Origin of the sequence: Klebsiella sp. S69 (assembly GCF_016516145.1) — a bacterium.
In the GTDB taxonomy this organism is placed as follows: Bacteria; Pseudomonadota; Gammaproteobacteria; order Enterobacterales; family Enterobacteriaceae; genus Klebsiella; species Klebsiella oxytoca.
Window position 1 is genome coordinate 39933 of the sequence record NZ_JACVUU010000021.1, and the last position, 26104, is coordinate 66036.

General features: G+C 57.9%; 19 protein-coding genes and 1 pseudogene. 6 read left to right on the forward strand and 14 right to left on the reverse strand.

What is annotated here, in order from left to right:
• Nucleotides 1-30 precede the first annotated feature (30 nt).
• The 10 genes from recD to lgt form a co-directional block, all read right to left on the reverse strand.
• The gene (gene recD, locus IAE27_RS20060) at nt 31-1866 is read right to left on the reverse strand and encodes an exodeoxyribonuclease V subunit alpha (protein ID WP_064356481.1); all 1836 of its coding nucleotides are present in this window, start codon (nt 1864-1866) and stop codon (nt 31-33) included.
• The gene (gene recB, locus IAE27_RS20065; protein WP_115239255.1) at nt 1863-5408 is read right to left on the reverse strand and encodes an exodeoxyribonuclease V subunit beta; all 3546 of its coding nucleotides are present in this window, start codon (nt 5406-5408) and stop codon (nt 1863-1865) included. Before recB ends, recD begins: the two co-directional genes overlap by 4 nt.
• Nucleotides 5405-8290, reverse strand: coding sequence for a pitrilysin (gene ptrA / locus IAE27_RS20070; RefSeq protein WP_115239254.1), 2886 nt, complete (start codon nt 8288-8290; stop codon nt 5405-5407). Before ptrA ends, recB begins: the two co-directional genes overlap by 4 nt.
• 128 nt (nt 8291-8418) lie before the next feature.
• The gene (recC, locus tag IAE27_RS20075) at nt 8419-11793 is read right to left on the reverse strand and encodes an exodeoxyribonuclease V subunit gamma (protein ID WP_004115045.1); all 3375 of its coding nucleotides are present in this window, start codon (nt 11791-11793) and stop codon (nt 8419-8421) included.
• A 12-nt stretch (nt 11794-11805) separates the two neighbouring features.
• On the reverse strand, nt 11806-12129 hold the full coding sequence (locus IAE27_RS20080) for a prepilin-type N-terminal cleavage/methylation domain-containing protein (RefSeq protein ID WP_004115071.1): 324 nt from the start codon (nt 12127-12129) through the stop codon (nt 11806-11808).
• Entirely contained in the window at nt 12114-12527 is a 414-nt protein-coding gene (locus IAE27_RS20085) for a DUF2509 family protein (RefSeq protein ID WP_004115074.1), read from the reverse strand. The genes IAE27_RS20080 and IAE27_RS20085 overlap by 16 nt, the downstream gene beginning before the upstream one ends.
• Nucleotides 12524-13087, reverse strand: a complete 564-nt coding sequence (locus IAE27_RS20090) for a prepilin peptidase-dependent protein (protein ID WP_154022850.1) — start codon at nt 13085-13087, stop codon at nt 12524-12526. Before IAE27_RS20090 ends, IAE27_RS20085 begins: the two co-directional genes overlap by 4 nt.
• Nucleotides 13078-13545 carry a prepilin peptidase-dependent protein gene (locus IAE27_RS20095; RefSeq protein WP_154022849.1) on the reverse strand — a complete coding sequence of 156 codons (468 nt, stop codon included), beginning with the start codon at nt 13543-13545 and terminating at the stop codon, nt 13078-13080. Before IAE27_RS20095 ends, IAE27_RS20090 begins: the two co-directional genes overlap by 10 nt.
• Nucleotides 13546-13764: 219 nt before the next feature.
• Nucleotides 13765-14559 carry a thymidylate synthase gene (thyA, locus tag IAE27_RS20100; RefSeq protein ID WP_004105244.1) on the reverse strand — a complete coding sequence of 265 codons (795 nt, stop codon included), beginning with the start codon at nt 14557-14559 and terminating at the stop codon, nt 13765-13767.
• Nucleotides 14560-14565: 6 nt separating this feature from the next.
• On the reverse strand, nt 14566-15441 hold the full coding sequence (gene lgt, locus IAE27_RS20105) for a prolipoprotein diacylglyceryl transferase (RefSeq protein ID WP_004115094.1): 876 nt from the start codon (nt 15439-15441) through the stop codon (nt 14566-14568).
• 136 nt (nt 15442-15577) lie between these two features.
• Between lgt and IAE27_RS29655 the strand changes: the two genes are divergently transcribed.
• Entirely contained in the window at nt 15578-15730 is a 153-nt protein-coding gene (locus IAE27_RS29655; protein WP_227685286.1) for a hypothetical protein, read from the forward strand.
• Between the two features lie 6 nt (nt 15731-15736).
• Here IAE27_RS29655 and ptsP read toward each other — a convergent pair whose 3' ends face one another.
• Both ptsP and rppH read right to left on the reverse strand, forming a co-directional pair.
• Complete coding sequence (gene ptsP / locus IAE27_RS20110; RefSeq protein ID WP_004105247.1) at nt 15737-17983, reverse strand: phosphoenolpyruvate--protein phosphotransferase; 2247 nt, start codon at nt 17981-17983, stop codon at nt 15737-15739.
• Between the two features lie 12 nt (nt 17984-17995).
• Complete coding sequence (gene rppH / locus IAE27_RS20115) at nt 17996-18526, reverse strand: RNA pyrophosphohydrolase (RefSeq protein WP_004105248.1); 531 nt, start codon at nt 18524-18526, stop codon at nt 17996-17998.
• Between the two features lie 453 nt (nt 18527-18979).
• Here rppH and IAE27_RS29660 point away from each other — a divergent pair.
• The 5 genes and pseudogenes from IAE27_RS29660 to IAE27_RS20140 all read left to right on the forward strand — a co-directional run.
• Nucleotides 18980-19120 (forward strand): annotated as a pseudogene (locus tag IAE27_RS29660) (hypothetical protein); the annotation flags it as partial.
• Nucleotides 19121-19208: 88 nt separating this feature from the next.
• On the forward strand, nt 19209-19904 hold the full coding sequence (gene mutH / locus IAE27_RS20125; protein WP_004105252.1) for a DNA mismatch repair endonuclease MutH: 696 nt from the start codon (nt 19209-19211) through the stop codon (nt 19902-19904).
• A 186-nt stretch (nt 19905-20090) separates the two neighbouring features.
• Nucleotides 20091-20804: a TerC family protein gene (locus IAE27_RS20130; RefSeq protein ID WP_200092818.1), complete on the forward strand. Its 714-nt coding sequence runs from the start codon at nt 20091-20093 to the stop codon at nt 20802-20804.
• Nucleotides 20805-20928: 124 nt separating this feature from the next.
• A complete protein-coding gene (locus IAE27_RS20135; protein WP_004105255.1) occupies nt 20929-21147 on the forward strand; it encodes a YgdI/YgdR family lipoprotein in 219 nt (72 codons plus the stop codon).
• A 237-nt stretch (nt 21148-21384) separates the two neighbouring features.
• Nucleotides 21385-22425: an NADP(H)-dependent aldo-keto reductase gene (locus tag IAE27_RS20140; RefSeq protein ID WP_070556883.1), complete on the forward strand. Its 1041-nt coding sequence runs from the start codon at nt 21385-21387 to the stop codon at nt 22423-22425.
• A 103-nt stretch (nt 22426-22528) separates the two neighbouring features.
• Here IAE27_RS20140 and lplT read toward each other — a convergent pair whose 3' ends face one another.
• The gene (gene lplT, locus IAE27_RS20145) at nt 22529-23722 is read right to left on the reverse strand and encodes a lysophospholipid transporter LplT (protein WP_154022848.1); all 1194 of its coding nucleotides are present in this window, start codon (nt 23720-23722) and stop codon (nt 22529-22531) included.
• Nucleotides 23715-25874 carry a bifunctional acyl-ACP--phospholipid O-acyltransferase/long-chain-fatty-acid--ACP ligase gene (gene aas, locus IAE27_RS20150; protein WP_023330017.1) on the reverse strand — a complete coding sequence of 720 codons (2160 nt, stop codon included), beginning with the start codon at nt 25872-25874 and terminating at the stop codon, nt 23715-23717. Before aas ends, lplT begins: the two co-directional genes overlap by 8 nt.
• Between the last annotated feature and the right edge of the window lie 230 nt (nt 25875-26104).

Consider the following 26104-nt stretch of genomic DNA (forward strand, 5'->3'; position numbering starts at 1 on the left):
CGGAAAGCGCACGGCTGACCGGGGAAAACATCACTGAGCGGAAAAAATATCCGCCAGGCCGCTGCGTCGTTCGGTACGCGCGACAACCGCCTGGGTCAGTACCTGCTCATCGGCATAGATCGACAGCTGCCGTTTCGCGCGAGTTATAGCGGTATAAACCAGCTCGCGGGTCACCAGCGGCACGCTGCGCGAAGGCAGGATCAGCGCCGCGTGATCGAACTCCGACCCCTGCGATTTATGCACCGTCATCGCCCAGGCGGTATCATGCTCCGGCAGACGACTTGGCTGTACCGACTTGATGCTGCCATCAGGCATCGGGAACCAGACGCGCAGGTCACCACCTCTTTCCAGCGCGATACCGATATCGCCGTTAAACAGCCCCAGCGCGCTGTCGTTGCGCGAGATCATCACCGGCCGACCTTCATACCAGCGCGAATGGCGCGGTAACGTAATCGCCCGCTTGCGGTTGAGCATCTGCTCCAGCTGTTCATTAACTCCACTGACGCCATACGGGCCCTCGCGCAGCGCGCACAACAGCTGGAATTCGCCAAAAGCGGCGATCATCTCTTCGGGCTCTGCCCGGGCGCGCAGCAGCTGCAGGAAGCGGCCGTAGCCCGCCTGCGCCTGATTCAGCATTGCTTCATACTCTTCGGTGGCGCTCAGCGGATACAGAGCGATATCGTCAAATGACTGGCGCAGCGTTGCGCGTACCGCGCTACGATCGCCGCTGTTCACCGCCCAGGCCAGCTGGCCGATACCGGAATGGCGACCGAAACGGTAGCTTTTCTGCAGCAGGCACAGGCTATCGCGGAGCGAACCGGCCATATTACCCTCGCCTGCCGGAACCGGCTGGCCGGTTAACCGGGCGAGCTGCGTCGCCCGCTCCGGGGTATAGCCTGCATTAACCCACGCGCAGATATCGCCGAGCACGGCCCCGGCCTCGACCGAAGCCAGCTGATCGCGGTCGCCAAGGAAAATCACCCTTCCGTGCTCAGGCAGCGCATCGATCAGGCGCGACATCATCGGCAGGTCAATCATTGAGGCTTCATCGACCACCAGCACATCAAGATGCAGCGGGTTTCCGCTGTGATAGCGCATCCGCTGGCTTCCCGGCTGCGCGCCCAGCAGGCGATGAAGGGTACTGGCTTCGGTGGGCACCAGCGCCTTTTGTTCGTCGGTGAGAGGAAGACGGCGCAGCGCAGCGCCAAGGGACTCGGTCAGGCGCGCCGCGGCTTTACCGGTCGGCGCAGCCAGGCGAATACGGCAGCGCGGGCTGGAGAAGGTCTGGATCAGCGCGGCCAGGAGTTTAGCGACGGTCGTGGTTTTACCGGTACCCGGTCCGCCGGAAATTACCGAAATCCGCCGGGTCAGGGCGACAGCAGCCGCCACTTTTTGCCAGTCAGTTTCCTCTGCGGGCGGAAACAGCGCGTCGAGCGTCGCTGCCAGCCGGGCTTCATCCACCTCCAGCACCTGATTGGCTTCATTGAAAAAGCGCGCGACGGTTAATTCGTTGCGCCACATGCGGTTAAGGTAAAGCCGATCGCCGCAGAGAATCATCGGCGCTGGCCGCTCTCCGCAGCTGACGGCCTCGGAATCATTGAGCAGCGGCAGCCAGCCGTCCGGCGCGCCGGTCAGTTCAAGAATTTGCTCGCTCAGGCCACCTGCTTTAGCCTTCAACAGTTCATCATCGACAAGACGCGAAATCGGCAGACAGACGTGCCCTTCACCAGCATCGCGACTGAGGATCGCCGCGACCAGCTTCACCGCCGGATGCGCTTCTTGCGCCACCATTAGCGCAAACTGAACGTCCAGCGGGCGCAGCAGTCGCTGCTCAACCGCCTGTAGCAATAGTTCATCCAGGTTCATAGCGCCACCTCCTGAGTTTCTCCAGCAAACAGCGCATCAAGGCCGTCAATCAGCGGTCGCGCCGGACGAGTGGTAAAAATACCCTGCCCGCCGTCCTGTCCATCCATACCGCGTAAAAAGAGATAAATGACGCCGCCAAAGTGGCGTTCGTAATCATAATCGGCAATACGGTGGCGCAAATAACGGTGCAGCGCCAGGCTGTAGAGCTGATACTGCAAATCGTAACGATGGGTACGCATAGCCTGCATCATCGCTTCCTGGGTATAGGCCTCGCGATCTTTCCCCAGCCAGTTGGATTTGTAATCCAGCAGGTAATAGCGGCCGTTATGGCGAAATACCAGGTCAATAAAGCCTTTCAGCATACCGCGCACCTGGCGGAAATCGAGCATGGGGGTATCGACGGAGAGCGGATCGTACTGACGAATCAGCGCATCCAGGCGCAGCGGATCCAGAGGCTGCTCGATGGGCAGATAAAAAGCCATCTCCACCTGTTTATCACGCTCGCTAAGCTGATTCAGCGCGATCTCCGCGCCAGGGATACGGGTACGCAGTACGCCGTCGAGCCATTCGGTCAGTACTGGGGCCCATTTCTCCTCGAAGCCGCTAAGCTGGAGCTTTTCCGCCATCCAGTCGGCGGGGACCGGCTGGGTGAAATCAATATCTTCAAACAGGCTGTGCAGAAACGTGCCTGGCGATGCTCCGCGCGGGAAGTGGTGCGGCGTAAGCTGCGGTTCTTCCGCCACATCGCCGACGCCTGCGGCATCGATATCCAGACGCGGTAAAAGGTCCTGCGCCGCGCTGTGTCCGTTTTGCTGCAGGCCGGAGTAACTGGTGACGCGCCAGTCATCGCTCACCGAACGCTCAAGCAGACGCGCGGAGAGCGGCGGCAGCGCCGACTGTGGAGCCTGCCAGGGCGTCTGCGTCGTCGTCGCGGGGAGCTGCAGGGCGATATCCCCGCTGCAAAACGCCTGCAGTCGCGCCGTTAGCCCTGCGGCGTCCATCGCTTCTCCGCCCTGCAGCAGCCGCCCCAGCGCGCTGTGGTGAAAATCGCTGGCGCCGGGCTTGTCGCTGCGGCGGGGGCTAAGCGGCGCAACGCCCAGGCTGCAGTGCCAGACCGCCCGGGTCAGCGCAACGTACAGCAGACGTAAGTCTTCGGCCAGACGTTCGGCCTCAGCCAGCTCCATGCTGCCCTCATCCTGGCCCAGATCGAGCACGGCGGCAAAGGAGGTTCTGTCGTGATAAAACGCCTGATCCTGTTTGCGAAAACGCGCGATAAACGGCAGCCAGACCAGCGGATACTCCAGCCCTTTCGATTTATGGATGGTGACGATCTGCACCAGATGCTTGTCGCTTTCCAGGCGCATCTGCTGGCTGGAGGCGTTGCTATCCGGCTCGGCGATATGCTGCGCCAGCCAGCGCACCAGCGCATGTTCGCTCTCCAGCTGGTTCGCCGCCTCCTGAAGCAACTCGCTGATATGCAGGATATCGGTCAGGCGCCGCTCGCCGCCGTTGGTCGCCAGCAGGTTTTCTGCAATGCGCCGCGCGGTCATCAGCGCGCGCAGCATCGGCATAACGCCGCGCTGCCGCCAGACTTGCCGGTAGCCGCTAAACTCTTCTACCAGCTCATCCCACGCCCGTTCGTTCTGATTGAGGTTTTCGATATCCTGCGCGTTAAGACCGAACATTGAGGTCGCCAGCGCGCTGCGCAGGGTATTCTCGCGCTCGGGGGCCAGCACCGCCTGCAGCAGCCACAGCAGCTCCTGCGCCTCCGGCGTTTCAAACACGCTATCGCGGTTGGAGAGATAGACGGAAGGAATCGACAGCAGCTGGAGGGCATCGCGAATTAACGACGCCTCCTGACGATTGCGCACCAGCACCGTGATGTCTGAAGCCCGCACGGGTTCAGCTTTTTCACCGCGCCACAGCAGCGCCTTGCCCTGCTGGCCCGCGCTTAGCCAGTCACGAATTTGCGCAGCGCACAGCTGGGCCATAAACGTCTGATAATCCCCTGCGCCCACGGCCTCGCCCGGCATCAGCCAGATATTCATCGCCGGAACCGCCGTATCATCAACGGTAAAACGCAGCCCCTGATTTTTCTCGGCCGATTTCACCGGCAGGAACGGGATTTCGCGAAACATAAAAGGGTTATCGCTGAGGCTAAACAGGCGATTGACGCTGTCAACCATCCCCGGGGCGGAGCGCCAGTTGGTATCGAGCGTATAGTGAGCGGTGACGTCTCCACGCGCTTTCATGTAGGTAAAGATATCCGCGCCGCGGAAGGCGTAAATAGCCTGTTTAGGGTCGCCAATCAGCAGCAGCGCGGTATCCGCCTGGCGCCGCCAGATGCGGCGAAAGATTCGGTACTGCTGCGGGTCGGTATCCTGAAACTCATCGATCATCGCCACCGGGAAGCGCAGACGAATCGCGCTGGCCAGCGCTTCTCCGCTCTCTCCGCGCAGGGCGTCATCCAGGCGGCTAAGCATATCGTCAAATCCCAGCTCGCCGCGGCGGCGTTTTTCCCGCGCGACCGCCTCGCGGATTTCAACCATCGCCCTGGCGATCACCAGATCGGTCAGGGTTAACGGTGTCGCCAGCAGCGCTTCTATCGCGCTGAACAGCGGGTGTACCGGCGGCGCGCCGTCCGCTTTGGTGCGCTCAAGCAAGAAGGGCTGAGAGAACTTTTCCAGCGCATCCGGCAGCTGGTAGCTCAAAGTCTCTTCCTGGGCCCAGGCGGTCACTTTTTCCAGCCATTTGCCCTGATTGCCGCGATTGAACTTGCGCCGGTCGAGACCGGAGGTTTCCAGTACCGCCTCAATCTCGCTCGCCTGTTCCAGCCACTGCTGTTTGAGCGCGTTAATGCGTTCAATAATTTGCTGGTGGCGTTCGGCCAGCGTTTCTTCAGCAGGGGGCGGAGATTTTAGCTGCGGCGCCTCTCCTTGCAGCCAGCGGTCGATGGATTTCAACAGGTCGCGCGGCCCTTTCCACGCCTCGTGGATAACCGCAGCAATTTCGCGCGGCAGCGGATAGCAGTGGCGACGCCAGAAGTCGGCGCAGGCCTGATAGCGCAGGCGGGATTCATCTTCAATCAGCTGCAGTTCGAACAGCATGCCGGACTCAAAGGCGTTAAGGCTCAGCATCCGCTGGCAGAACCCGTGAATGGTAAATACCGCTGCTTCATCCATCTGGCGTTCGGCCAGCAGCAGCGTTTGCGCCGCCTGGGCTTTATCGTCAATTTCCGCCAGCAGCCCGGCATAAAGAGGATTGTCGGTGCTTTCGCGCAGGCAGGCGATCCGCAGCTCGTGGATATTGCTGCGGATACGTCCGCGCAGCTCTTCGGTCGCCGCTTCGGTAAAGGTCACCACCAGCAGCTCTTCCACGCTGATCTGCCGGGGGAAAGCGGATTCACCGCCCAGCCCCAGCAACAGCCGCAGATAGAGCGCGGCGATGGTAAACGTTTTTCCGGTGCCCGCAGAGGCTTCTATCAGGCGCTCGCCCGTCAGGGGCAAGCGCAGTGGGTCAAGAGACTCGGCGGTGTCGGTCATTCATTCTCTCGCATCAGGGGTAAGGATTTCTGCAACGCGCTGACGTTCTCCCAGACTTTGCCATCCTGCGGATGCGCGTATTCCGCCTTGCCATTCTGGCTACCGGAAACCTGGGAGAGAATTGCCATGCCCTGCGGATCCACCACCGTCTGATGGAAGAAGTCGGCAAGCTTTTGCGGCGTCAGCAGTTTAATCTGAGCCACTACTTTATCACGTGAATCGAAGCGCATATTACCGCGATCGAAATCTTTGCTCAGCTTCGATGCTTCATCGCCCAGCGTTTGCGGCGCCTCCAGCATCTGACTGATGACCGTCTGCTGAATCTGCGCAAACTCTTCCGGCTTCATCGCCCGCAGTTTGGCTTCCGCCGTGGGGAAGAAGGCCTGGAAGCGCTGCCAGAGGAAAGCCGGCTGCTTATCGTTGCTTTGCAGCAGGAAGCCCATTCCCCACTGGCGGCCCACGTTCATCGAGAAGGCGAAGACCGCGTATCCCAGCTGCTCTTCCGTACGCAGCTGGTTGTAGAACCACGGCTGGACGATCTGCCCGAGAAGCGAGCTGGCAGCTGAGCTGGCGTATTCGTCCAGGTTCGGCGGCGCGAAGACAGCGGCAAGGGCGGAGTCGGTGCTGTTACCCGCTTTCTCAAAAATCGCCAGCTGCTTGCGATCAACCAGTACGTCTTTGTTGCGGCACCATTCGTTGCCGTCCGCCCCCAGCTGTTTTTGGATCTGGCGGGCCATCGCCGTTGACCGTTCGGCGGTAAGGTTACCGATGACCAGCAGCTCCGGTCGCCCTTTCGCCTTGAGGTTATCGCGATACTCCAGCACCTCTTTCAGCGTAATCGACGGCAGCAGCGCCCGGCGATCTTCACGCTGAAAGTACGGCACCTGTGAAACCATCTGAATCGGCATGATCGCCTGATCGTAGGCTTTGCCTTTGTCCGCCGAATCCATCATCTGCGCGTACCAGGATTTGGCCTGCTCCAGCTGCTCTTCGGTTGGCGTATAGCTAAAGTAACCGTCCAGCAGGGCGTTAAACAGCTCTGGCAGATGCTGCGTATAGCCGTTGGCGTTAACCATCAGCCCGTTATTTGCACCGGTAGAGAAGCTGATGCCCCCAACCGCAGCCTGGTTGCTGAGCTGATCGAGCGCGATACCCGCCAGATAATCATTGAGGGCAAACATCACCTGACGGCGGGCGCTGTCCATCGCCTGCGGGTTACGCAGCACCAGCGATATATCCGCTTTTGGTTCGCTGGCGAAGTACTGACTCGGCGCGTAGATCACACGCAGCGTCGGTTCATCGACAATCAGCTGCGGATGAGGGTAAGCCTTATCGCTTTTGATTAAGCTAAAATCGTCCGGAATATAGGGGTTCAGCACCGGCAGCTTGAGATGGATAGCGCTGGACTTCTGCTGCCAGTCGGCAAAAGTCTGCTCGCTAATTTTATCCACCTGATAGGGCGCATTAACGAAGTAGGCGGTCTTGTTATGCGGCTCTTTCGGGCTGATGTACCAGATACGGGCATTTTGCGGCGTCATCATCGCCAGACGGTCTTTGATCGCCTGCGGATCGTAGCGATCGGCGATGTTAACTACGTCCAGGGTATGTTCGACCGGCACGCGGATCATGGTGTCCGCCAGCCATTCGACGTAATCCATATTGCGGTTGATGGACGGGTAGCGGAAGTCGAGCGCCAGCACGTGGGCCAGTTCATCAAAATAGCGTTTATCAATTCCCTGGCTACGCAGCAGATTGAGGTAGCTGAAGATGGCCGCGGTCACTTCATCGCGGTGTGCCAGGCCTTTGTCCGTCAGAGTAGCAGAAATAGCCAGCACCCCGCTGTTGCCGTTGACAACCGGGTCGGAGTCCGCGCGAATACCCTCAGCCAGCCCCTGCTTTTGCAGCCAGTCTGAGAGCGTGCCGGGGCTGCGATTACCGATCATATAGGTCACCAGCTCATCGGTTTTGCTGCGGAACTGGTCGCTATTGTTATCAATGCGGAACTCCACGCGCAGGACTTTACGCGGCATCGCCGGGACATAGTGAATGATGATGCCCTTCTGCGCATCGGTCACCACCGGGACGGTTATTTCCGGTTTGCTGATATCGTGGTTCGGCACGCGGCCGTAGGTGGCCGCCGCGATACTTGCCAGCTCCGGCAGAGGCTTGTTGCTGTAGATCACCGCCTTCATCAGGTTGGCGGAATACCAGCTATCGCGAAAGGCGTGCAGGGCATCAAGCACCGGCTTGCCGGGCTTGTCGCTCAGCGTTTCAAGGTTACCGCCGGAAAACTGTGAGCCGGGGTGCGCCGGGTTAATGGTTTCTGCGCTGACCTGCGCCATCCGCATCCCGTCGCGGCTGCGCGCCATCGTCAGCTCGGCGTTGACCGCATTACGCTCGCGGTCGGCATATTTTTTATCCAGCAACGGAGCGGCGATGGCGTCGGCCAGGCGATCGACCGCGCCGTCCAGAGCATCGTTTTCTACTTCAAGATAGAAGGCGGTGCGGTACGGGGCGGTACTGGCGTTATGGCTGCCGCCGTGCATTTTGAGATATTCGGCGAGGCTATCCGGCTGCGGGTACTTTTTCGACCCCATCAGCGTCATATGCTCCAGGAAGTGGGCCAGTCCCTGATGCTCAGCGGGGTCCTGCAGCGACCCCACGGGAACGACCAGCGCCGACAGCGATTTTACCGCCTGGGGATCGGAAACCAGCAGCACCACCATGCCGTTATCGAGGCGGATCGCCTGATATTGACGGGTATCTTTGTCGCTTTTACGGATGGTTTCCTGAATCGGTTGCCATCCGGTGTCTGCCTGACTTAACGGCGCCCAGAGGGCGGCCAGTAAAACAATAACCTTGAACCATAAACTGCGGGGCATTCACGGACCTCATCATTAACAAACCTGGCGCTGCACGCTATGCAGCCTTTATAAAACATCAGTCCGTGATTGGTTGCGCATCATAAATGAAGTGCCATCTATTGCGCAATTTTTATACTATTACAATGTTATTCGGACTGATGAAAACGAAACACCGGTAGCAAATAACGCTGCGTTTGCGTAAGGATCTCTTCATAGTATTCCGGCTCCAGGGTGCGCCACAGGCGCTGATACCAGACGTCGGCACCTTCGCCTCTGACCACCATGTTCCCTTCATAAGCCTGAAGAAATTTACTGCGCGCTTTTTGCTGCGTCTCTTCGTCCATTAACATGACATTCTTTTCGGCGTCATAACAGACTTTTAGCCATGCGCCGCCGCTTTCCGGCAGCAACAGCAGCGGTTTTGACATTCCCTGCAGGTAACCGTCAACGAGCTCATTCAGGTATTCCTGGGCCTGTTCCTGCGCCAGCGGGGGAAAACGCCACTCGCCTTCTTTGCGCACAAACAGCCGACTTTCGCCGCGACCGCCGCTAGCACAATAGACAAGATGCTCCAGCCAAAGTTGCATTCCCTGCGCCACGCTTAATAACGATGGCCGCCAGCGCAGCAAACCGTCGGATTGTACCTGCTGTAGCCAGCCAGTAATGTTGACTCCGTTACATTGCAGATCGATTTCCATGCTCTGCCCCGGTTGACGGCAGGCTATTACCCGCTCTGCCAGGTTCTGCATCTCCTGACGCTGCGTTTCCCAGGCCAGTTCGCCGAATGCGCCATAGGGTAGCTCCCCGGCGGCACGAAAACGGCGATACATTGCCGAGGCGTCCTGCTGTTCAATCAGCGTATTAAGCAACTGCTGGTTCAGCTGATAGCGGCTCAGCCCTTCGAGGGTAAAAGGTTCATCGTCAGGGATCTCGCTCTCTTCCGAGCGGAAATTCACCCGCAGCCGCTGCTGAAAGAAGGCGCGTACCGGATGCTGCCAGAAGCGCAGCAGCTGTTCCAGAGGCAGGTGATCGAGTTCAGGGACCGGTAGCGGCTGGATAAACTCACCGTGGGCTTCCCCCTGCTGGCTGGCAGCCGCCAGCCATTCCCGGGCATAGCTTTGATCTTCGTTCGCCAGAAAATTCGCGGCATCAAAAGGCATGCGGGTATGCAGATGAGTAATATGTTCTTTAACGCGACGCTCGCTGGCATCGCAATCCAGATCTTCGTCTCCTTCCAGGCAGTGGCTCTGACCGATATAGTCCGCCAGCTCCTGAACCAGAACCGAGGGATAGCGTTCGCTGTTATCCTGAATAGAACGGCCGATATAGCTGATATAGAGTTTCTGCTCGGCGGACATCAGGGCTTCAAGGAACAGATAGCGGTCGTCATCGCGACGGCTACGGTCGCCGCGCTGCGGCTTCTGACTCATCAGGTCAAAGCCCAGCGGCGCAAGCGTGCGCGGATAAACACCGTCGTTCATCCCCAGCAGGCAGACCACCTTGAAAGGAATCGAACGCATCGGCATCAGGGTGCAAATATTAACCGGCCCGGCGAGAAAGCGCTGGCTGATACGCTGCTGATCGAGGCGCAGGGACAGCTCATCGCGCAGCAAGGAGAGCGGTACCGTTTCGCCATACTGGGCGTCGACGCCGCCGTCAATCACCGCCTGCCACTGCTGTTCTATCAGCGCGAGGGCGGCTTCCGTTTCGCTATCCGGGAGGAAAAAGTCGTTCAGCAGATCGCGGCATACCGGTAGCCACTCGGCCAGTGGCCGCTCCTGGGCCAGCCCGCGACGCCAGAGATTAAGCTGCATCAGCAGCGATGCCAGGTTGCCCACCAGCTCGGCAATCAGCCCGCTCGACTCATCATAAGGCAGCACCGAGCGCCACTCACCCTCGCTGCTGTCCATGGCATAGCCCAATAACATTCGCGTCAGGCCAAAGCGCCAGGTATGCTGGCCGGTTGCCGGGAGGTCGAGTTCACGCACGTTGTCATCATCCATCCCCCAGCGTACGCCCGATTCGTTCACCCACTGTCGCAGGTAGCGCAGCCCCTCTTCGTCAATGTTAAAGCGCGCCGCCAGCACCGGCACGTCAAGCAGCGCCAGCACATCTTCGCTGGCAAAGCGGCTATCGGGCAGAGAAAGGAGCGTGAGAAAGGCCTGCAGCGCCGGATGCGATTCACGGGCGCGTCGATCGGAAATCGCCCACGGCAGCCAGCGTTCGCCGCTGGCGCTGCCGAAAACCGCCTGAATATACGGGCTATAGCTATCGATATCCGCCACCATGACGATAATATCGCGCGGCGTGAGCTCGGGGTTCTCTTCGAGCATCGCCAGCAGCCGATCGTGTAGCACCTCAACTTCTCGCTGTGGGCTATGACAAACATGAATCGTCAGGCTGCGATCGTCCGCTGCCAATGGCCGCTTGCTGCCGCTATTGGCAAACTCTTCGGCGCTGCGCCCGGCCACGGCTTCATTGCGCAGTTCGAGAATGTCCGCCTGAAGATTATGCAGCAGGTTATCCGGCACAATATCGACAAAAGCGTCCAGCTCTTCATAGCGTTCAAGACCCGCCAGCAGGTAGATATAGTCGCGCCCCAGCTTGCCCCAGGAGGCCAGTAGCGGGTTGCCGACATCCTGCTCACCGGCGTCGTTGAACAACCCTGGCGCCTGTTCCGTATCGCGGAACAGTGGCAGCTCTCGCGCCGTTTCGCGGTGGTGGCGCCGCTGGCGGGACAGCAGTTTGGCCAGAAATGCCGGATCTTTGATGTCGCCCCAGTAGTAGCGGCACGGGTTAGTGAAGAGGACATATACATCAACATGTTTACCCAGCGCCTGGAGCGCCTGCAGATACACCGGCGGCAGCGCCGATATTCCGCAAATAAAGACCCGCGATGGCAGCCCGGCGGGCGGCTGTTCGGCGTCTTCAAGCGCGCTGATAAAACGTTGGTACAAGTTGGCGCGATGCCACAGCGGCTGGCCCAGCTCAGCGGTATATTCCACCAGCGCTTTCCACAGCGGCGCCTGCCACTCCTGCGCCTCTCCCAGCCCGTCAACGCGCTGGTCAGCCTCCCAGCGCATCAGCCACTCCGGGCGATAAACCAGATACTGGTCGTAGAGATCCGCCACTCTGGCGGCCAGCTGAAACAGTTTACGCTTGTCGCTATCGTCATGCAGGTAGTGGCGCAGTAGCGTAAAAGATTCATCATTAAGCCGCTCTGGCAACAGAGTCATAAGTTTCCAGCTCATGCTTTGCTTGCTGAACGCGCTTTCTCCGGGAATATCTTTCAGCACCCGCACGAACATGTCCCAGATAAAACTGGCGGGTAGCGGGAACTCAATGTTGGCCGCAATCCCGAAGCGCTTCGCCAGCGTCATCTGCAGCCACTGCGCCATCCCGGTACTCTGTACCAGCACCATTTCCGGCATAAAAGGGTCATCCAGCCGCTGGCGCTCGACGATAAACTCCATCAAGGCTTCAAGCACATCCAGACGGTTTGAGTGGTACACCCTTAACATATTCGCTCCTGGCTACTGACTGACCGGGCAATGGAGCCGGGTCATCTGCGCCCGCCTGGATGCGGGCATCGTGATCGTTACCGTGATGCTGACACATCTTTGCATCGATGTCTGCATACGGGATATCTGGTGGTCCCCGGCAATCGCCGGAGGGCTAAGCTGACCAAATCGCCATGCATCGCGCCACAGCTCTCGGTACTGGTTGAGCTGTATAGAACTGCTGGCCAGCCCGCGCTGATAGCCCGCCAGCGCGGTCACGGTCATTATCAGCAGAACCAGCGCCAGCAGCGTTTCCGGCAGGCTAAACCCTCTCTGCCGGCTCAGGGCATCTGGCATAGGCTCGCCTCCTTTAGCGGGCAAAAATCGCTCCAGCCGTGGGGTGAAAAATGGACGCGGTTTTGTTCCACAGCGCCCGACTGCCACAGCAGCATTCTGCCACCGCCGCTGCTGCCAATGAGCAATACCGAGGCGTCGCTGAAGATCCTCAGACAGGCGCGCCAGTCGAGTGCAGTCTTCTGCTGGCAGCTAACCGCTTCTTGCAACGGCCAGGTCAGCGTTTTTCCCCACTGCAGCGCGGAATGCGCATCAGCAGCGTCGCGAAGCGCCCGCGTTTCGCTGGCCGTCTGCACTAACAGCGAACGCTGCTGCTGGTGCAGCCCCTGGAGTAACAGTGTGCCAAGCGCTAAAAGCAGTAGCACCATCAGCAGCGAAGAGAGACCGCGCTGGCGATTCACAGGTTATACCCCGTTACGCCATATTCCGCTCGCGCGCGGATTTGCGGGTCGGCAACGGAATGCGCCGCCAGCGTTATCGACAACTCAGGCGAAAAATCCGTCTTATTCTGCCGGGTAACCTGAAAAACGGTGACCTGAATCGCCGCTGGATTGGTCATTTTCTCCCAGCCCTTGCCGCTACACTCCTCCGCCCCTCTCAGGGTTTCCAGCGCCCCGTCGCGCAGGCGAAATCCGGTAGTATCAGATTCTGATGACGGAGAGCGATTCCAGACGCCATCGTTGTTGCCATCCCAACGAACAAGCAGGCAATCGCCGCTCTCTGCGATATACAGCGGTTGCCCGCTACAGCGGCCACGGCAATAACCTGCGCGCTGCAGATGCTTCGCTACGGTGTAGATTCGCTGCCATAGTTCATTTTCCAGCGCCTGCTGCCGGGTCTGGCGAAGCGCGGCCCACTGCAGCGCCGGGAGAAAACGCGCGCTGCCGAGCAATAGCACGGAGCTAATAGCCATCGCGATCAGCGTTTCCGGCAGCGAAAAGCCGCGACGTTTTACAGACATGATGCCGTCTCCTCGCCGCGGCACAGGCGGATTCGCCCCCAGTTGGAAACGATAATATTCCAGCCGCCCGCCGCGCTTTGCAGGCGGATATGTCCCGCCCAGGCGGTATTTCGCAGGCCGTAAAATCCTAGCCCCGGCGTCATCGCGCTGAGCGAAACCTCCGGCCATAGCGGCTGCAGCGTGAAAGCGTGGCTGACGCTACAGTCGTTCGTCGATCCGCTGACGCTCAGGCACCAGCCCTCCGCGCTTCGGTCGACGCTTAATACCCTGTCGCGGTTGTGCCAGTTGGCGTCATCGCGTAGCAGCACCAGATAATCGCGAACCTGGCAGGCGGTTTGCCACAGACGCTGCTGCTGTTGCCAGCTCTGCCAGCCATAAAGTCCGCTGGCGCCAAGAATGACGACGACGACCATGGTGACCAGGGTTTCAATCAGGGTATAGCCATGTTCTCTGTTCATGGCCCGAGTATGCGTAGCATTAAGGCTTTATACGAACGGGAAAATGGCGCTTTGCGTCGCGCCTCGGAGAGTATTCAAGGCGTTGCAACGAATTACAAAAGTACAGGAAATCTGCTCGCAAAAAATCCGTACGACCAGCGGCTTACAGCCGCGGCTCGGCCGGGCTGGCGCATAAAAAAACGGCGCTCGCAGGCGCCGGTTTTCATCATGACTTCGGGGTTAAATCGCGACCGGCGCTTTAATCCCCGGATGCGGATCGTACCCTTCGATTTCGAAGTCTTCAAAGCGGTAGTCGAAAATCGACGCTGGCTTGCGTTTGATCACCAGCTTCGGCAGCGCCCGCGGTTCGCGGCTTAGCTGCAGGTGCGTCTGCTCCATGTGGTTGCTGTACAGGTGCGTGTCGCCGCCGGTCCAGACAAAATCGCCCACTTCGAGGTCGCACTGCTGGGCTACCATATGCACCAGCAGCGCGTAGCTGGCGATATTGAACGGCAGGCCGAGGAACACGTCGCAAGAGCGCTGATAGAGCTGGCAGGAGAGCTTGCCGTCGGCGACATAGAACTGGAAGAACGCATGGCACGGCGCCAGCGCCATTTTGTTCAGTTCGCCGACGTTCCAGGCCGAGACGATAATCCGACGAGAGTCGGGATCGTTTTTCAGCTGTTCCATCACCGTGCTAATCTGGTCGATGTGACGGCCGTCCGGCGCGGGCCAGGAACGCCACTGCTTGCCATAAACCGGACCCAAGTCGCCGTTTTCATCCGCCCATTCATCCCAGATAGTGACGTTGTTTTCGTGCAGATACGCGACGTTGGTGTCACCCTTCAGGAACCACAGCAGTTCATGGATGATGGAGCGTAAATGACAGCGCTTGGTCGTCACCAACGGGAATCCTTCCTGCAGGTTAAAACGCATCTGGTGGCCGAAAATAGAGACGGTGCCGGTACCGGTGCGGTCATTTTTTTGCGTGCCCTCGTCGAGCACTTTCTGCATCAAATCAAGATACTGTTTCATGGTTCCTCAAGAATTTTGTTGCTGCGGACGAGAACGGTACGCCCAGACCATCATTATGATACCCGCAAGCACCATCGGAATCGAAAGAATCTGCCCCATGCTGATGTACTGTACCCAGCCGCCGGTAAACTGCGCATCAGGCTGGCGGAAGAATTCCACGATGATGCGGAACAAGCCATAGCCGATAAGGAACAGCCCGGAAACCGAACCGGCCGGACGCGGCTTACGGATAAAGAGGTTCAGGATCAGGAACAGCACCACACCTTCCAGCGCCAGTTCATAGAGCTGCGAAGCATGACGCGGCAGCGCGCCGTAGGTATCGAACAGCGATTGCCACTCCGGATGCGATGGCAGCAGCGCCAGATCTTCCGCCCGAGAGCCGGGGAAAATCATGCTGTAGTGGAAGTTCGGATCGACGCGCCCCCACAGTTCACCGTTGATAAAGTTACCCAGACGCCCGGCGCCGAGGCCAAACGGAATCAGCGGCGCAATGAAGTCAGAAACCTGGAAGAAGGTACGCTTGGTGCGTTTGGCGAAAATGATCATCACCAGAATCACGCCGATCAGGCCGCCGTGGAAGGACATACCGCCGTCCCAGACGCGGAACAGATAGAGCGGATCGTCGAGGAACACCGGCAGGTTGTAGAAGAAGACATAGCCAAGACGCCCGCCGAGGAAAACCCCAAGGAAGCCGGCGTACAGCAGGTTTTCAACTTCGTTTTTTGTCCAACCGCTGCCTGGACGATTGGCCCGACGGGTGGCCAACCACATCGCAAAAACAAACCCAACCAGGTACATCAGGCCGTACCAGTGGAGGGAGACCGGTCCAATGGAAAAAATTACCGGATCAAACTCCGGAAAATGCAGGTAGCCACTATTCATCTGTCACCATAAAGACTTGTTATTCCGCCGAAAGTGGACAGCGGGGATCGTTCACGCGCGTCAGAAACGGGCGCTCCAAAGGCTGCGAATGATAGCATAAGCGCCAGGGGCGATCCCCGTTGGACATGTAAAAGATATGTATACGAATGCGAATTCGCGGCTGAGCATTCCCGGAGGCGGCGCGCTGCGCCTGTCCGGGCTACCCAACCCTCAGGCCGCTCGAACCTCGTCAGCGTTGTCCCGGGCCACGGCTAACGCCTTACCCGGGCTACAAATTCTTGAACCGTAGCCCGCGCTAACGGCCGCCGCGAATCAGGCCGCCGAGTCCTCGTCGTTCCATAAATGCCGCGACCTGATGGCGCACTTCGGCGGTCATCTGCGCTTCCAGGCTTCGCTGTGAAAGCTCCTGAGCTTCATTGATATCGATGCGCCGCAGCAGGTACTTCACTCTCGCCACCGAACGGCCGTTCATCGACAGATGACGATAACCCATGCCAATCAGGATCGTCACGCACATCGGATCGCCCGCCATTTCTCCGCACAGGCGCAGATCGATACCAAAACGCTCGGCGTCGCGGGCGATCATCGCCAGCGCCCGCAGAACCCCAGGATGCAGGCTGTCATACATACTGGCGACCCGGGTATTATTGCGATCCACCGCCAGAATGTACTGGGTCAGATCGTTGGTGCCGACGGAAATAAAATCGACGCGGTTCGCCAGCTGCGGCAGCATAAAGACCATCGACGGCACTTCCAGCATCACGCCAAGACGCGGGCGGGGAATGGCGTAGCCGATCATCTCTTCCACTTCGCGGCTGGCGCGATCGATCAGGCGACGAGCCTCATCCACTTCATCGAGGCTGGTAACCATCGGCAGCAGGATGCTGAGGTTTCCGGTCGCCGCGTTGGCGCGCAGCATCGCGCGGACCTGAACCAGAAAGATCTCCGGCTGATCGAGCGTGATCCGAATCCCACGCCAGCCAAGGCACGGGTTCTCTTCGCTGATCGGCATGTACGGCAGCTGTTTGTCCGCGCCGATGTCCAGCGTGCGCAGCGTCACCGATTTATCGTTGAACATCTGCAGCATGCCCTGATATTGGGCAACCTGCTCCTCTTCAGAGGGGAAGCCGCTTTGCAGCATAAAGGGGATTTCGGTACGGTAAAGTCCAATCCCGTCGACGAAGTTGCCGAGCTTTTCTTCATGCTCGGGGCTCAGGCCCGCGTTGAGCATCACTTTTACCCGCTCGCCGCTTTTCAGTTCCGAAGCGCGTTCAAGATCGTCCTCAGCCAGGCGGCTAAGCTCGTTTTCTTCGCTGATCAGGCGCTGATACTCTTGCAGCAGCACCGGCTCCGGGTCGACCAGCAGCTCGCCGCGATAGCCATCGACAATCAGCGTATGGCCGTGCAGCAACGAAGGCTGGATATCCGCCCCCATCACCGTCGGAATGCCCAACGCGCGGACCATAATCGCGGCATGGGAGTTCGCCGCGCCATCACGCACCACCACGCCGGCTAAACGATCCTGAGGAACCTCCGCTAAGGTGGTGGCCGACAGTTCATCCGCCACCAGCACGATGCGCTCCGGCCAGGTATTTGGCCCCTGAATACTGTCGTCGAGATGGAAAAGCAGCCGCTGGCCCAGCGTGCGCAGATCGCCCGCGCGCTCTTTCAGATAGCCATCGCTGAGCGCGGCAAACTGTTCGGCGAATTTCTCGATGATCTTCTTCACCGCCCATTCGGCCACCGCGCCTTTATCCACTTCGGCAAACAGCTCGCGGCGCAGGCGCGCGTCAGAGAGCAGGTGTGAATAGAGGTCAAAAATGGCCGCCGTCTCTTTCTGCGCACCGGCAGAGTAGCGTTTGCTGTAGCGGCGAAACTCATTCGCCGCCTCTTCCAGCGCGCCGGTCAGCCGCTCGCGCTCGGAAGCGGTATCGAGGGTTGAGGCTTCATAAACCTGCTCCATCAGCGGCAGGCTGACGTCCATCCAGCCTTCGGCAATTGCTACGCCGGACGATGCGGGCAGCGCGCGGATGCGGGTCTGACGATACTGACCAAATAGCGCGTTTAGCTGGGACTGGGAGAGAATGCCGGCGATTTGCGTGGCCAGCGTGACAAGAAAAGACTCTTCGCTTTCGTCAAACTGGCGCAGCTCGCGCTGCTGTACCACCAGCACGCCGAGCAGCTGACGCCGCTGGATAATCGGCACCCCGAGGAAAGCGCGAAAGCGGCCCTCTTTTACGGCAGGAATATATTTAAAGCTGGGGTGCTTTTGCGCGTCGGCGAGGTTGATGGGTTCCGCCAGGCGGCCGACCAGGCCGACCAGGCCTTCATCAAAAGCAAGCGCAACGATGCGCCCGCGGGGCTTTTTCAACCCGCGCGTCGCCATCAGGTAATAACAGCGTCGGTCATGATCAGCCAGATAAACCGAACAAACTTCCGTCTCCATCGCAGCGCAGATATCGGTTACCAGGATATCCAGCGCCTCGTTTAAACGTGGCGCACTCGCGACCTTCTCGACTATTTCTCGCAACCGAGTGAGCATAATGTGCGTGGCTTAACCTCTTTTACGTCGATATGCAGGCGCGCTTTGCGGCTTAGGCGTGTTTTCCGCCAGCGCCATTGTGACGCTGGCAAACTCTTTCATCACCCTGCGGTATACGTCGCGCTTAAACGACACCACCTGACGCACCGGGTACCAGTAGCTTACCCATCGCCAGCCATCAAACTCAGGTGTACTGCTGGTTTGCATATTGACATCTGCATCACTGCCTATCAATTGCAGGAGAAACCACTTCTGTTTCTGGCCGATACATACCGGCTTTGTGTCCCAACGCACCAAACGTTTAGGCAATTTGTAACGCAACCAGTTACGGGTTGAAGCGAGGATCCGCACATCTTTGCGGCTAAGCCCGACTTCTTCGAACAATTCCCGATACATCGCCTGCTCTGCTGATTCTCCTGGATTTATGCCCCCTTGCGGGAACTGCCACGAGTGCTGACCATAGCGCCTGGCCCACATAACCTGGCCCTGGCGATTACAGATTACAATACCGACATTTGGGCGGTAGCCATCGTCATCAATCACCGGACTACCTCAAAATAAGCTTCAATGTGAATGATTGTTTCACACTCGCTGGAAACGGTAAACCACTCTGTGAGGGCGATGAGATCGAATAACATTTGAATAACTCACAGTAATACCCGGAGTTATAAACAGCGAAAGCCATACCCGGACGATTTTATTCACTTTTTCTGTGGATAGAGTTGTGAAGAAGTACGGAATTAACCAGGGAAAACCCGGAATCATCCGAACGGCGTAGTCATAACCCTCGATAATAATGACCTAATTTTCATTAAGTTAGCATGGTAAAATTTCATAATTCACTGCATAACGTGACAATCATCACATAAGCGATCCCGGAACTGATGAAAGATCGAGCAATGTTGGTTTTATCCACAGATTACGCAAGCGCTCTGGGCATATTTTGTCTAAAAACTCGATTTTCCTCTCACGTCAAGGCTGTAAATGGAAACAGTAGTGGGGCTTTTCCCCAGTTATCCCATTTTTCTGTGGATAACATGGTGTAAGATCCTGTTCATTGTCGGTGACCAGTTCTGGAAAACCCGGTTTTACAAATTTCATCGCGGCAAAAAATCGCAAAAAAAGCTATATGAATCATCAAATTGTCATACTTACCCAAGAAAAGGTAAACTCTATCCACAACGGATGAAATTACCGCTCATTTTTTAGCCAGAGGTTTTACGTTATGTCGACCATCGCGCCGCTGTTATCCCCCCCGCAAAGCCAGGCGCAGCTGCTGGCCCAGGCGCAGCAGCTGGCAGGCTATTCGCTGGGAGAGCTGGCGATGCTTGCCGGAATTCCCATTCCGCGCGATTTAAAACGTGATAAAGGCTGGATCGGTATTCTGCTGGAAATATGGCTGGGGGCGAGCGCAGGCAGCAAGCCGGAGCAGGATTTCGCCGCCCTCGGCGTTGAACTGAAAACGATTCCCATCGATGCTTTTGGCCGGCCGCTGGAAACCACCTTCGTCTGCGTCGCGCCGCTAACCGGCAACAGCGGCGTTACCTGGGAGAGCAGCCACGTACGTCACAAGCTTAAGCGCGTGCTGTGGGTACCGGTAGAGGGCGATCGCGCGATCCCTTTAGCCGACCGCCGCGTTGGCGCTCCGCTGCTGTGGAGCCCCAGCGAAGAAGAAGAGCGACAGCTACGTATGGATTGGGAAGAGCTGATGGACCTGATCGTCCTTGGCCAGGTCGAACGTATCACCGCTCGCCACGGCGAAGTTCTGCAGCTGCGCCCGAAAGCGGCCAACAGCAAAGCGCTGACCGAGGCCGTAGGCGCCCGCGGCGAACCGATCCTCACCTTACCGCGCGGTTTCTATCTGAAGAAAAATTTTACCGCCGCCCTGCTCGCCCGCCATTTTCTTCTTTACCCTAAATAAATCGGCTTGCTTCACGGCGGTCATTAAACGCCTGCCGAAGCGTAGAAACCTTACGCGACCTGGGTCAGCGCAATCGGCTAACAATAAGGTAAACCAAAGCTGAACGGCCTGGATGATGATTAATTTTTTGTTCTGCCATGACGGTTGCATATAATTGCTTCTTTCTATTTTGCAGGACTTTGAACGATGTTATTTGCATGGGTAACCGATCCTAACGCCTGGCTGGCGCTTGGTACGCTGACGCTGCTGGAGATAGTGCTCGGGATCGATAATATTATTTTCCTCTCTCTGGTGGTCGCTAAGCTGCCCACGGCACAACGGGCACATGCCCGCCGCATTGGGCTGATGGGCGCGATGATCATGCGTCTGGCGCTGCTGGCGTCAATCGCATGGGTCGTCAAGCTCACTAACCCTCTCTTTACCGTATTAGGTCAGGAGATCTCTTTTCGCGATCTGATCCTGCTGCTCGGCGGGCTGTTTCTGATCTGGAAAGCGAGTAAAGAGATCCACGAATCCATCGAAGGCGAAGAAGAAGGGCTGAAAACCAACGTCCATTCATTTATGGGCGCTATCGTGCAGATTATGCTGCTGGATATTATTTTCAGCCTCGATTCGGTCATTACCGCCGTTGGGCTGTCGGATCATCTGTTTATAATGATGGCGGCAGTAGTTATCGCGGTGCTGGTGATGATGGTTGCCGCCCGCTCGATAGGCGATTTTGTCAATCGCCACCCTTCGGTAAAAATGCTCGCGCTGTCGTTTTTGATCCTTGTCGGCTTTACGCTGATGCTCGAAAGTTTCGACGTGCACGTGCCGAAAGGTTACATCTATTTCGCCATGTTCTTCTCGATTGCGGTTGAGAGCCTCAACCTGCTGCGAAATAAAAAAAATCCGCTGTAGAGCGCTAAAATGCAGCCCTGAAACGGGCTGCAATCTTTTTTTAAGACTTAACTGCTTTTTATGTCTCACAAATCAGGCTATTAATATACTGGTACGAGGTGCGGCTATAATAGGGGTGATAACGATGAAAAAATGGGCAGTATTGATTTCCGCCGTAGGACTGGCGTTCTCGGTTTCAGGTTGCAGCAGCGATTACGTCATGGCAACCAAAGATGGTCGCATGATTCTGACTGACGGCAAACCCGCTATAGACGACGATACCGGCCTTATCAGCTACGAAGATCAGCAGGGTAATAAAATGCAGATCAATCGTGATGACGTTTCGCAGATTATTAAACGTTAAGACTCGCCGCTACGCAGCGATGGCTCCTTTATCGCTCGCCTGAGCAGGTTTCAATATTCTTCAGCATTAAAATAAAAGTCGGGATACACCTGATCTGTCCGCGAGGATTCGTCAGGCCTGATTCCGCCAGCCCGGCTTTTTTGATTTTTTTACTTCCCCTTTTTCTTCCCCTCTGCCATTTTTATATTCCTTTGTCGGGGAACGCCTGACCTTGTTGATAAAAAAAGGAAGCCGGCTATGCAGTATCACCGTATCCCACACAGTTCTCTTGAAATCAGCACGCTGGGGCTGGGCACAATGACGTTTGGTGAGCAGAATAGCGAGGCGGACGCCCATGAGCAGCTCGATTACGCCGTGAGCCAGGGCATAAACCTGATCGATGTCGCTGAAATGTATCCCGTCCCGCCGCGCCCGGAAACCCAGGGTCTGACGGAAACCTACGTCGGTAACTGGCTGGCGAAGCGCGGTAACCGCGAGAAGCTGGTTATCGCCTCTAAAGTCAGCGGCCCTGCCCGCAATAACGACAGCAGCATCCGTCCTGACCACAAGCTGGATCGTAAAAATATCCGCGAGGCGCTTCACGACAGCCTGAAGCGCCTGCAGACCGATTATCTCGATCTCTATCAGGTACACTGGCCGCAGCGCCCAACCAACTGTTTCGGCAAACTGGGCTACACCTGGGCCGATTCCGCGCCGGTCGTCACTCTCCTGGATACGCTGGATGCTCTGGCTGAATTCCAGCGTGCCGGCAAAATTCGCTATATCGGCGTATCCAACGAAACAGCATTTGGCGTCATGCGTTACCTTCATCTTGCGGATAAACACGACCTGCCGCGCATTGTGACGATCCAGAACCCGTACAGCCTGGTGAACCGCAGCTATGAAGTGGGCCTGGCGGAAGTTAGCCAGTACGAAGGCGTTGAACTGCTGGCCTATTCCTGCCTCGCGTTCGGTACGCTGACCGGGAAGTACCTCAATGGCGCAAAACCGGACGGCGCGCGCAATACGCTGTTCAGCCGTTTTACGCGCTATAGCGGCGAGCAAACGCAAAAAGCGGTGGCGGCCTATGTCGATATCGCAAAGCGGCATAACCTTGACCCGGCACAAATGGCGCTGGCCTTCGTGCGTCGTCAGCCGTTTGTCGCCAGTACCCTGCTGGGCGCGACGACCATGGAACAGCTGAAAACCAACGTCGAAAGCCTCCATCTGGAGCTGAGCGCAGAGGTGTTAGCGGAGATTGAAGCGGTGCATCAGGTCTATACCTACCCGGCACCGTAAGGCCGTAAAAGCTCCCGGATTGCGGCTGACGCCTTATCCGGGCTACAGCGTCACCGCATAGGCGGAACGGTAGCCTGGCTAAGCGCAGCGCGAGCCGGGGATGTTATTTGCGCTGTCCCCAGCTCCACAGGGCGGTAATTGCCAGCGCGAACACTACGCCAAAACCCATCCCCACGCCGACCACCGGAATGCCGATGCTCACCGCCAGCGAATAGAGCCCCAGCATCAGCAGCATCGCCACGTTTTCGCCCAGGTTCTGCACCGCGATAGCGTTGCCCGCGCCGACCGTATGCTTGCCGCGCTCCTGGAGCAGCGCATTGAGCGGCACGATAAAGAAGCCGCCAAACGCGCCGAGCAGCAGCAGCAGAGCAAACGCCGGCAGCAGCGCCTGCTGAATGGCGAAAAAGATGACCGCCACGCCAATTAATATCCCGGCAGGCATACAGCGCGACACCGTTTCCAACGTCACCAGCTTCGCCGCCGCGCCAGCTCCCAGCACGATCCCCACCGCCACCATCGCGTTAAGGTAGGTCGGCATCGCGTTGCTGGTAATGCCCAGCGCTACCGGGACCCACAGCACCAGCAGAAAGCGCAGCGTCACGCCCGCTCCCCAGAACAAGCTGGTGCCGACTAATGAAAAGCGGGTTTCGCCGTTGCGCCATAGGGTCGTACAGGCGCTGAAAAAGCTGTGGGTCATCGGCCTGAAGCGCCAGGATTGCCCCGGACGCGCCGCGGGCAACTTCGGGATCCACAGGTTGGCAACGACCGCCCCGGCGTACACCACCGCGCAGACGCTGAGCGCCGCCACAACGTGCCAGTCGGCGAGAATACCGCCCGCCATCGAGCCGAGCAGGATCGCCGCAATGGTGGATGACTCCATCAGGCCATTCGCTTTCACTAACTTATCGCCGGTGGTCAGCTCGCCAAGGATGCCGTATTTAGCCGGAGAATAAGCGGCGGCGCCGATACCGACCAGGGTATAGCCGAGAAACGGATTCACGCCGAAGCAGATGCAGCCCGCGCCGATAAGCTTCAGGCCGTTGGCTACCATCATCACTCGTCCCTTAGCGAAGCTATCGGCAAATTGCCCGACAAACGGCGCAAAAAGAATGTAAGCGCCCACAAACAACATCTGTAATACCGGCTGGCTCCACTCCGGGTAGGACAGCTGCTTCATCAGCGCCAGGGTAGCGAACAGCAGCGCGTTGTCGCCGAATGCTGAGAGAAACTGGGCGCAGATAACCGCTATCATTCCTTTCGAGTACAGCGAATTGTTAGTGTGTACTGACTCACTCATCCGAATCTTCCGTCCGATCAACCATACTTTTAAGAGTGACAAAGTCCGGCTTGCCGCTGCCCAATACCGGGAGCTGTTTCAGCCAGCGAATGTCGCGCGGTACCGCCAGCTCCGGTACGCCGTGTTCGCGGGCATAGCGCAGCAGTTTTTCACGATTCAGTTCATTATCGGTGGTAAACAGCACCAGCGCCTCGCCTTTGCTGGCGTCCTGTTTAATCGCCGTGGCGTGCATTTTGTCCGGCGAAACCGCCAGCGCCACCTGCTCGACCATCTCCAGTGACACCATCTCGCCGGCGATTTTGGCAAAGCGCTTCGCGCGGCCCTGTATCCGCACGTAGCCCTGCTCGTCAAAGCTGACGATATCTCCGGTGTCGTACCAGCCGTTTTCCACTTCTCCGTGCTGATTCTCCGCCGCGGGCGCTTCCAGTACGCCCGGATTTTCCACCCGCAGATAGCCGTTCATGATGTTCGGCCCTTTAAGCTGCAGCCGGCCTCCCTCTTCAATTCCGGGCATCGCCAACAAACGCGCATCCATTCCAGGCAGAATTCGGCCAACGGTGCCCACTTTTGCCGCCATCGGCACGTTAATCGACACCACCGGCGCGCATTCGGTGACGCCGTAGCCTTCAAGAATGCGCAGACCAAACTTGTCCTGCCAGATCTGCTTCGTGCTCTCCTGCAGCTTCTCTGCGCCGGCGACAACGTAACGCAGGCGATAGAAATCATAGGGATTTGCAAAGCGAGCGTAGTTGCCGAGGAAGGTGGAGGTGCCGAACAGCACGGTACAGTTACGGTCATATACCAGTTCCGGCACCACGCGGTAGTGTAACGGACTGGGATAGAGGAAGACTTCCGCGCCGGTAAACAGCGGGGTCAGCAGGCCGACCGTCAGGCCAAAGGAGTGGAACAGCGGCAACGCCGACATAAAGCGGTCGTTAGCGGTAAAGTCGGCAATTGTTTTAATCTGTTCGACGTTGGCCAGCAGGCTCTTGTGGCTATGTACCACTCCTTTCGGATTGCCTTCCGAGCCGGAGGTAAACAGGATCATCGCCGCATCTTCCGGCTCCTGCTTCACCTGCGCCAGCTTCGGCATCAGCAGATGGCCAAAAATCCACAGCTTATCGGCGGCGGTAACGTCGCCTTTTAAATCTTCGAGAAACACCCAGCGTACCTGAGTCAACTGCTCCGGCAGGTGCCAGAGCTTGCCTTTATCGAGAAAGGTGCGTGAGGTAAAGATGGTTTTGATTTCCGCCGCGGTAATGGCGCTGCTCAGGCCTTTCACTCCGGCGGTATAGTTCATCATCGCCGGGATGCGTCCACGGGCGATCGCGCCGAAAATCACCGCCGCGCTAATTCCTGCATTCGGCAGCATCAGGCCGATTTTTTCCCCCTGAGCGCTGTATTTTTCCAGAATACGCGCCACGAACAGGGTTTTGGTCAGCAGCTTGCGGTAGGTGTCCGGCTGAAAGTTGATATCTTCCACGCAGTTTTTACGCGCGCCGAAGCGGTCCTGGGCCGCCAGCAGCGACTCGTACAGCGTTTCGCGCGGGCGCACCGCCATCCGCGCCTCCATCATGATCTGATGCAGCATCTCACCGGCAATTTTTCGCCGGTCGCGGGCGCGCGGCGCCTCGGGCATCGGCAAATGAGTCGGCGGCAGCAGGTGCAGCTGAATGCGCGGGAACAGGCGGCGTCTGACCAGCCCCTTCAGACGGCTAAAATGGGTTAATTCGGCGCCTTCGATTCTCAACGGCACTATGGTTGCCTGCGACTTCGCCGCCACAAAGGCCGCGCCGTCGTAAATCTTCATCAGCGAACCGCTCACCGAAATGCGCCCTTCCGGAAAAATCACCACCGGGCGCCCCTGCTCAATGAGGCGTACCAGATGCTTTATCGACATCGGTTTGGTGGGATCCAGCGGGACAAAATCAATCAGCGGCTTTAGCGCGCGCATAAACCAGCGCTCGCTAATCGAGGAATAGACCGCAAAGACCGGGCGCACCGGCAGGAAAAGCGCCAGCAGAACGCCGTCAATAAAAGAGACATGGTTTGGGGTGATCAGTACCTTTTGCTGGTACAGCGCCTGCGTGTCACCGGTAAGCCTTACCCGATACAATCCTTTGAATAGCAGTCTAAAAAATCCCAAAAGCATAACAACTCCGTTTGACCGGTTAATCAGTCAAAGCAGGTTACACGAGAAGCGGCGGGAAATGCAGTGTGGGGAGCGGAATTCAGGACAAAAAAAACCTGCGCATCCGCGCAGGTCGGTGCAAGATAATCAGTACGAAGAGCGTACGTAAAAAACTCACCAATCAATACCTCTGGGATCCTGATTGTCTCGTTTTTTCCTCCGCCGGTGCCAGCCATAAAACGCAAGGGAAT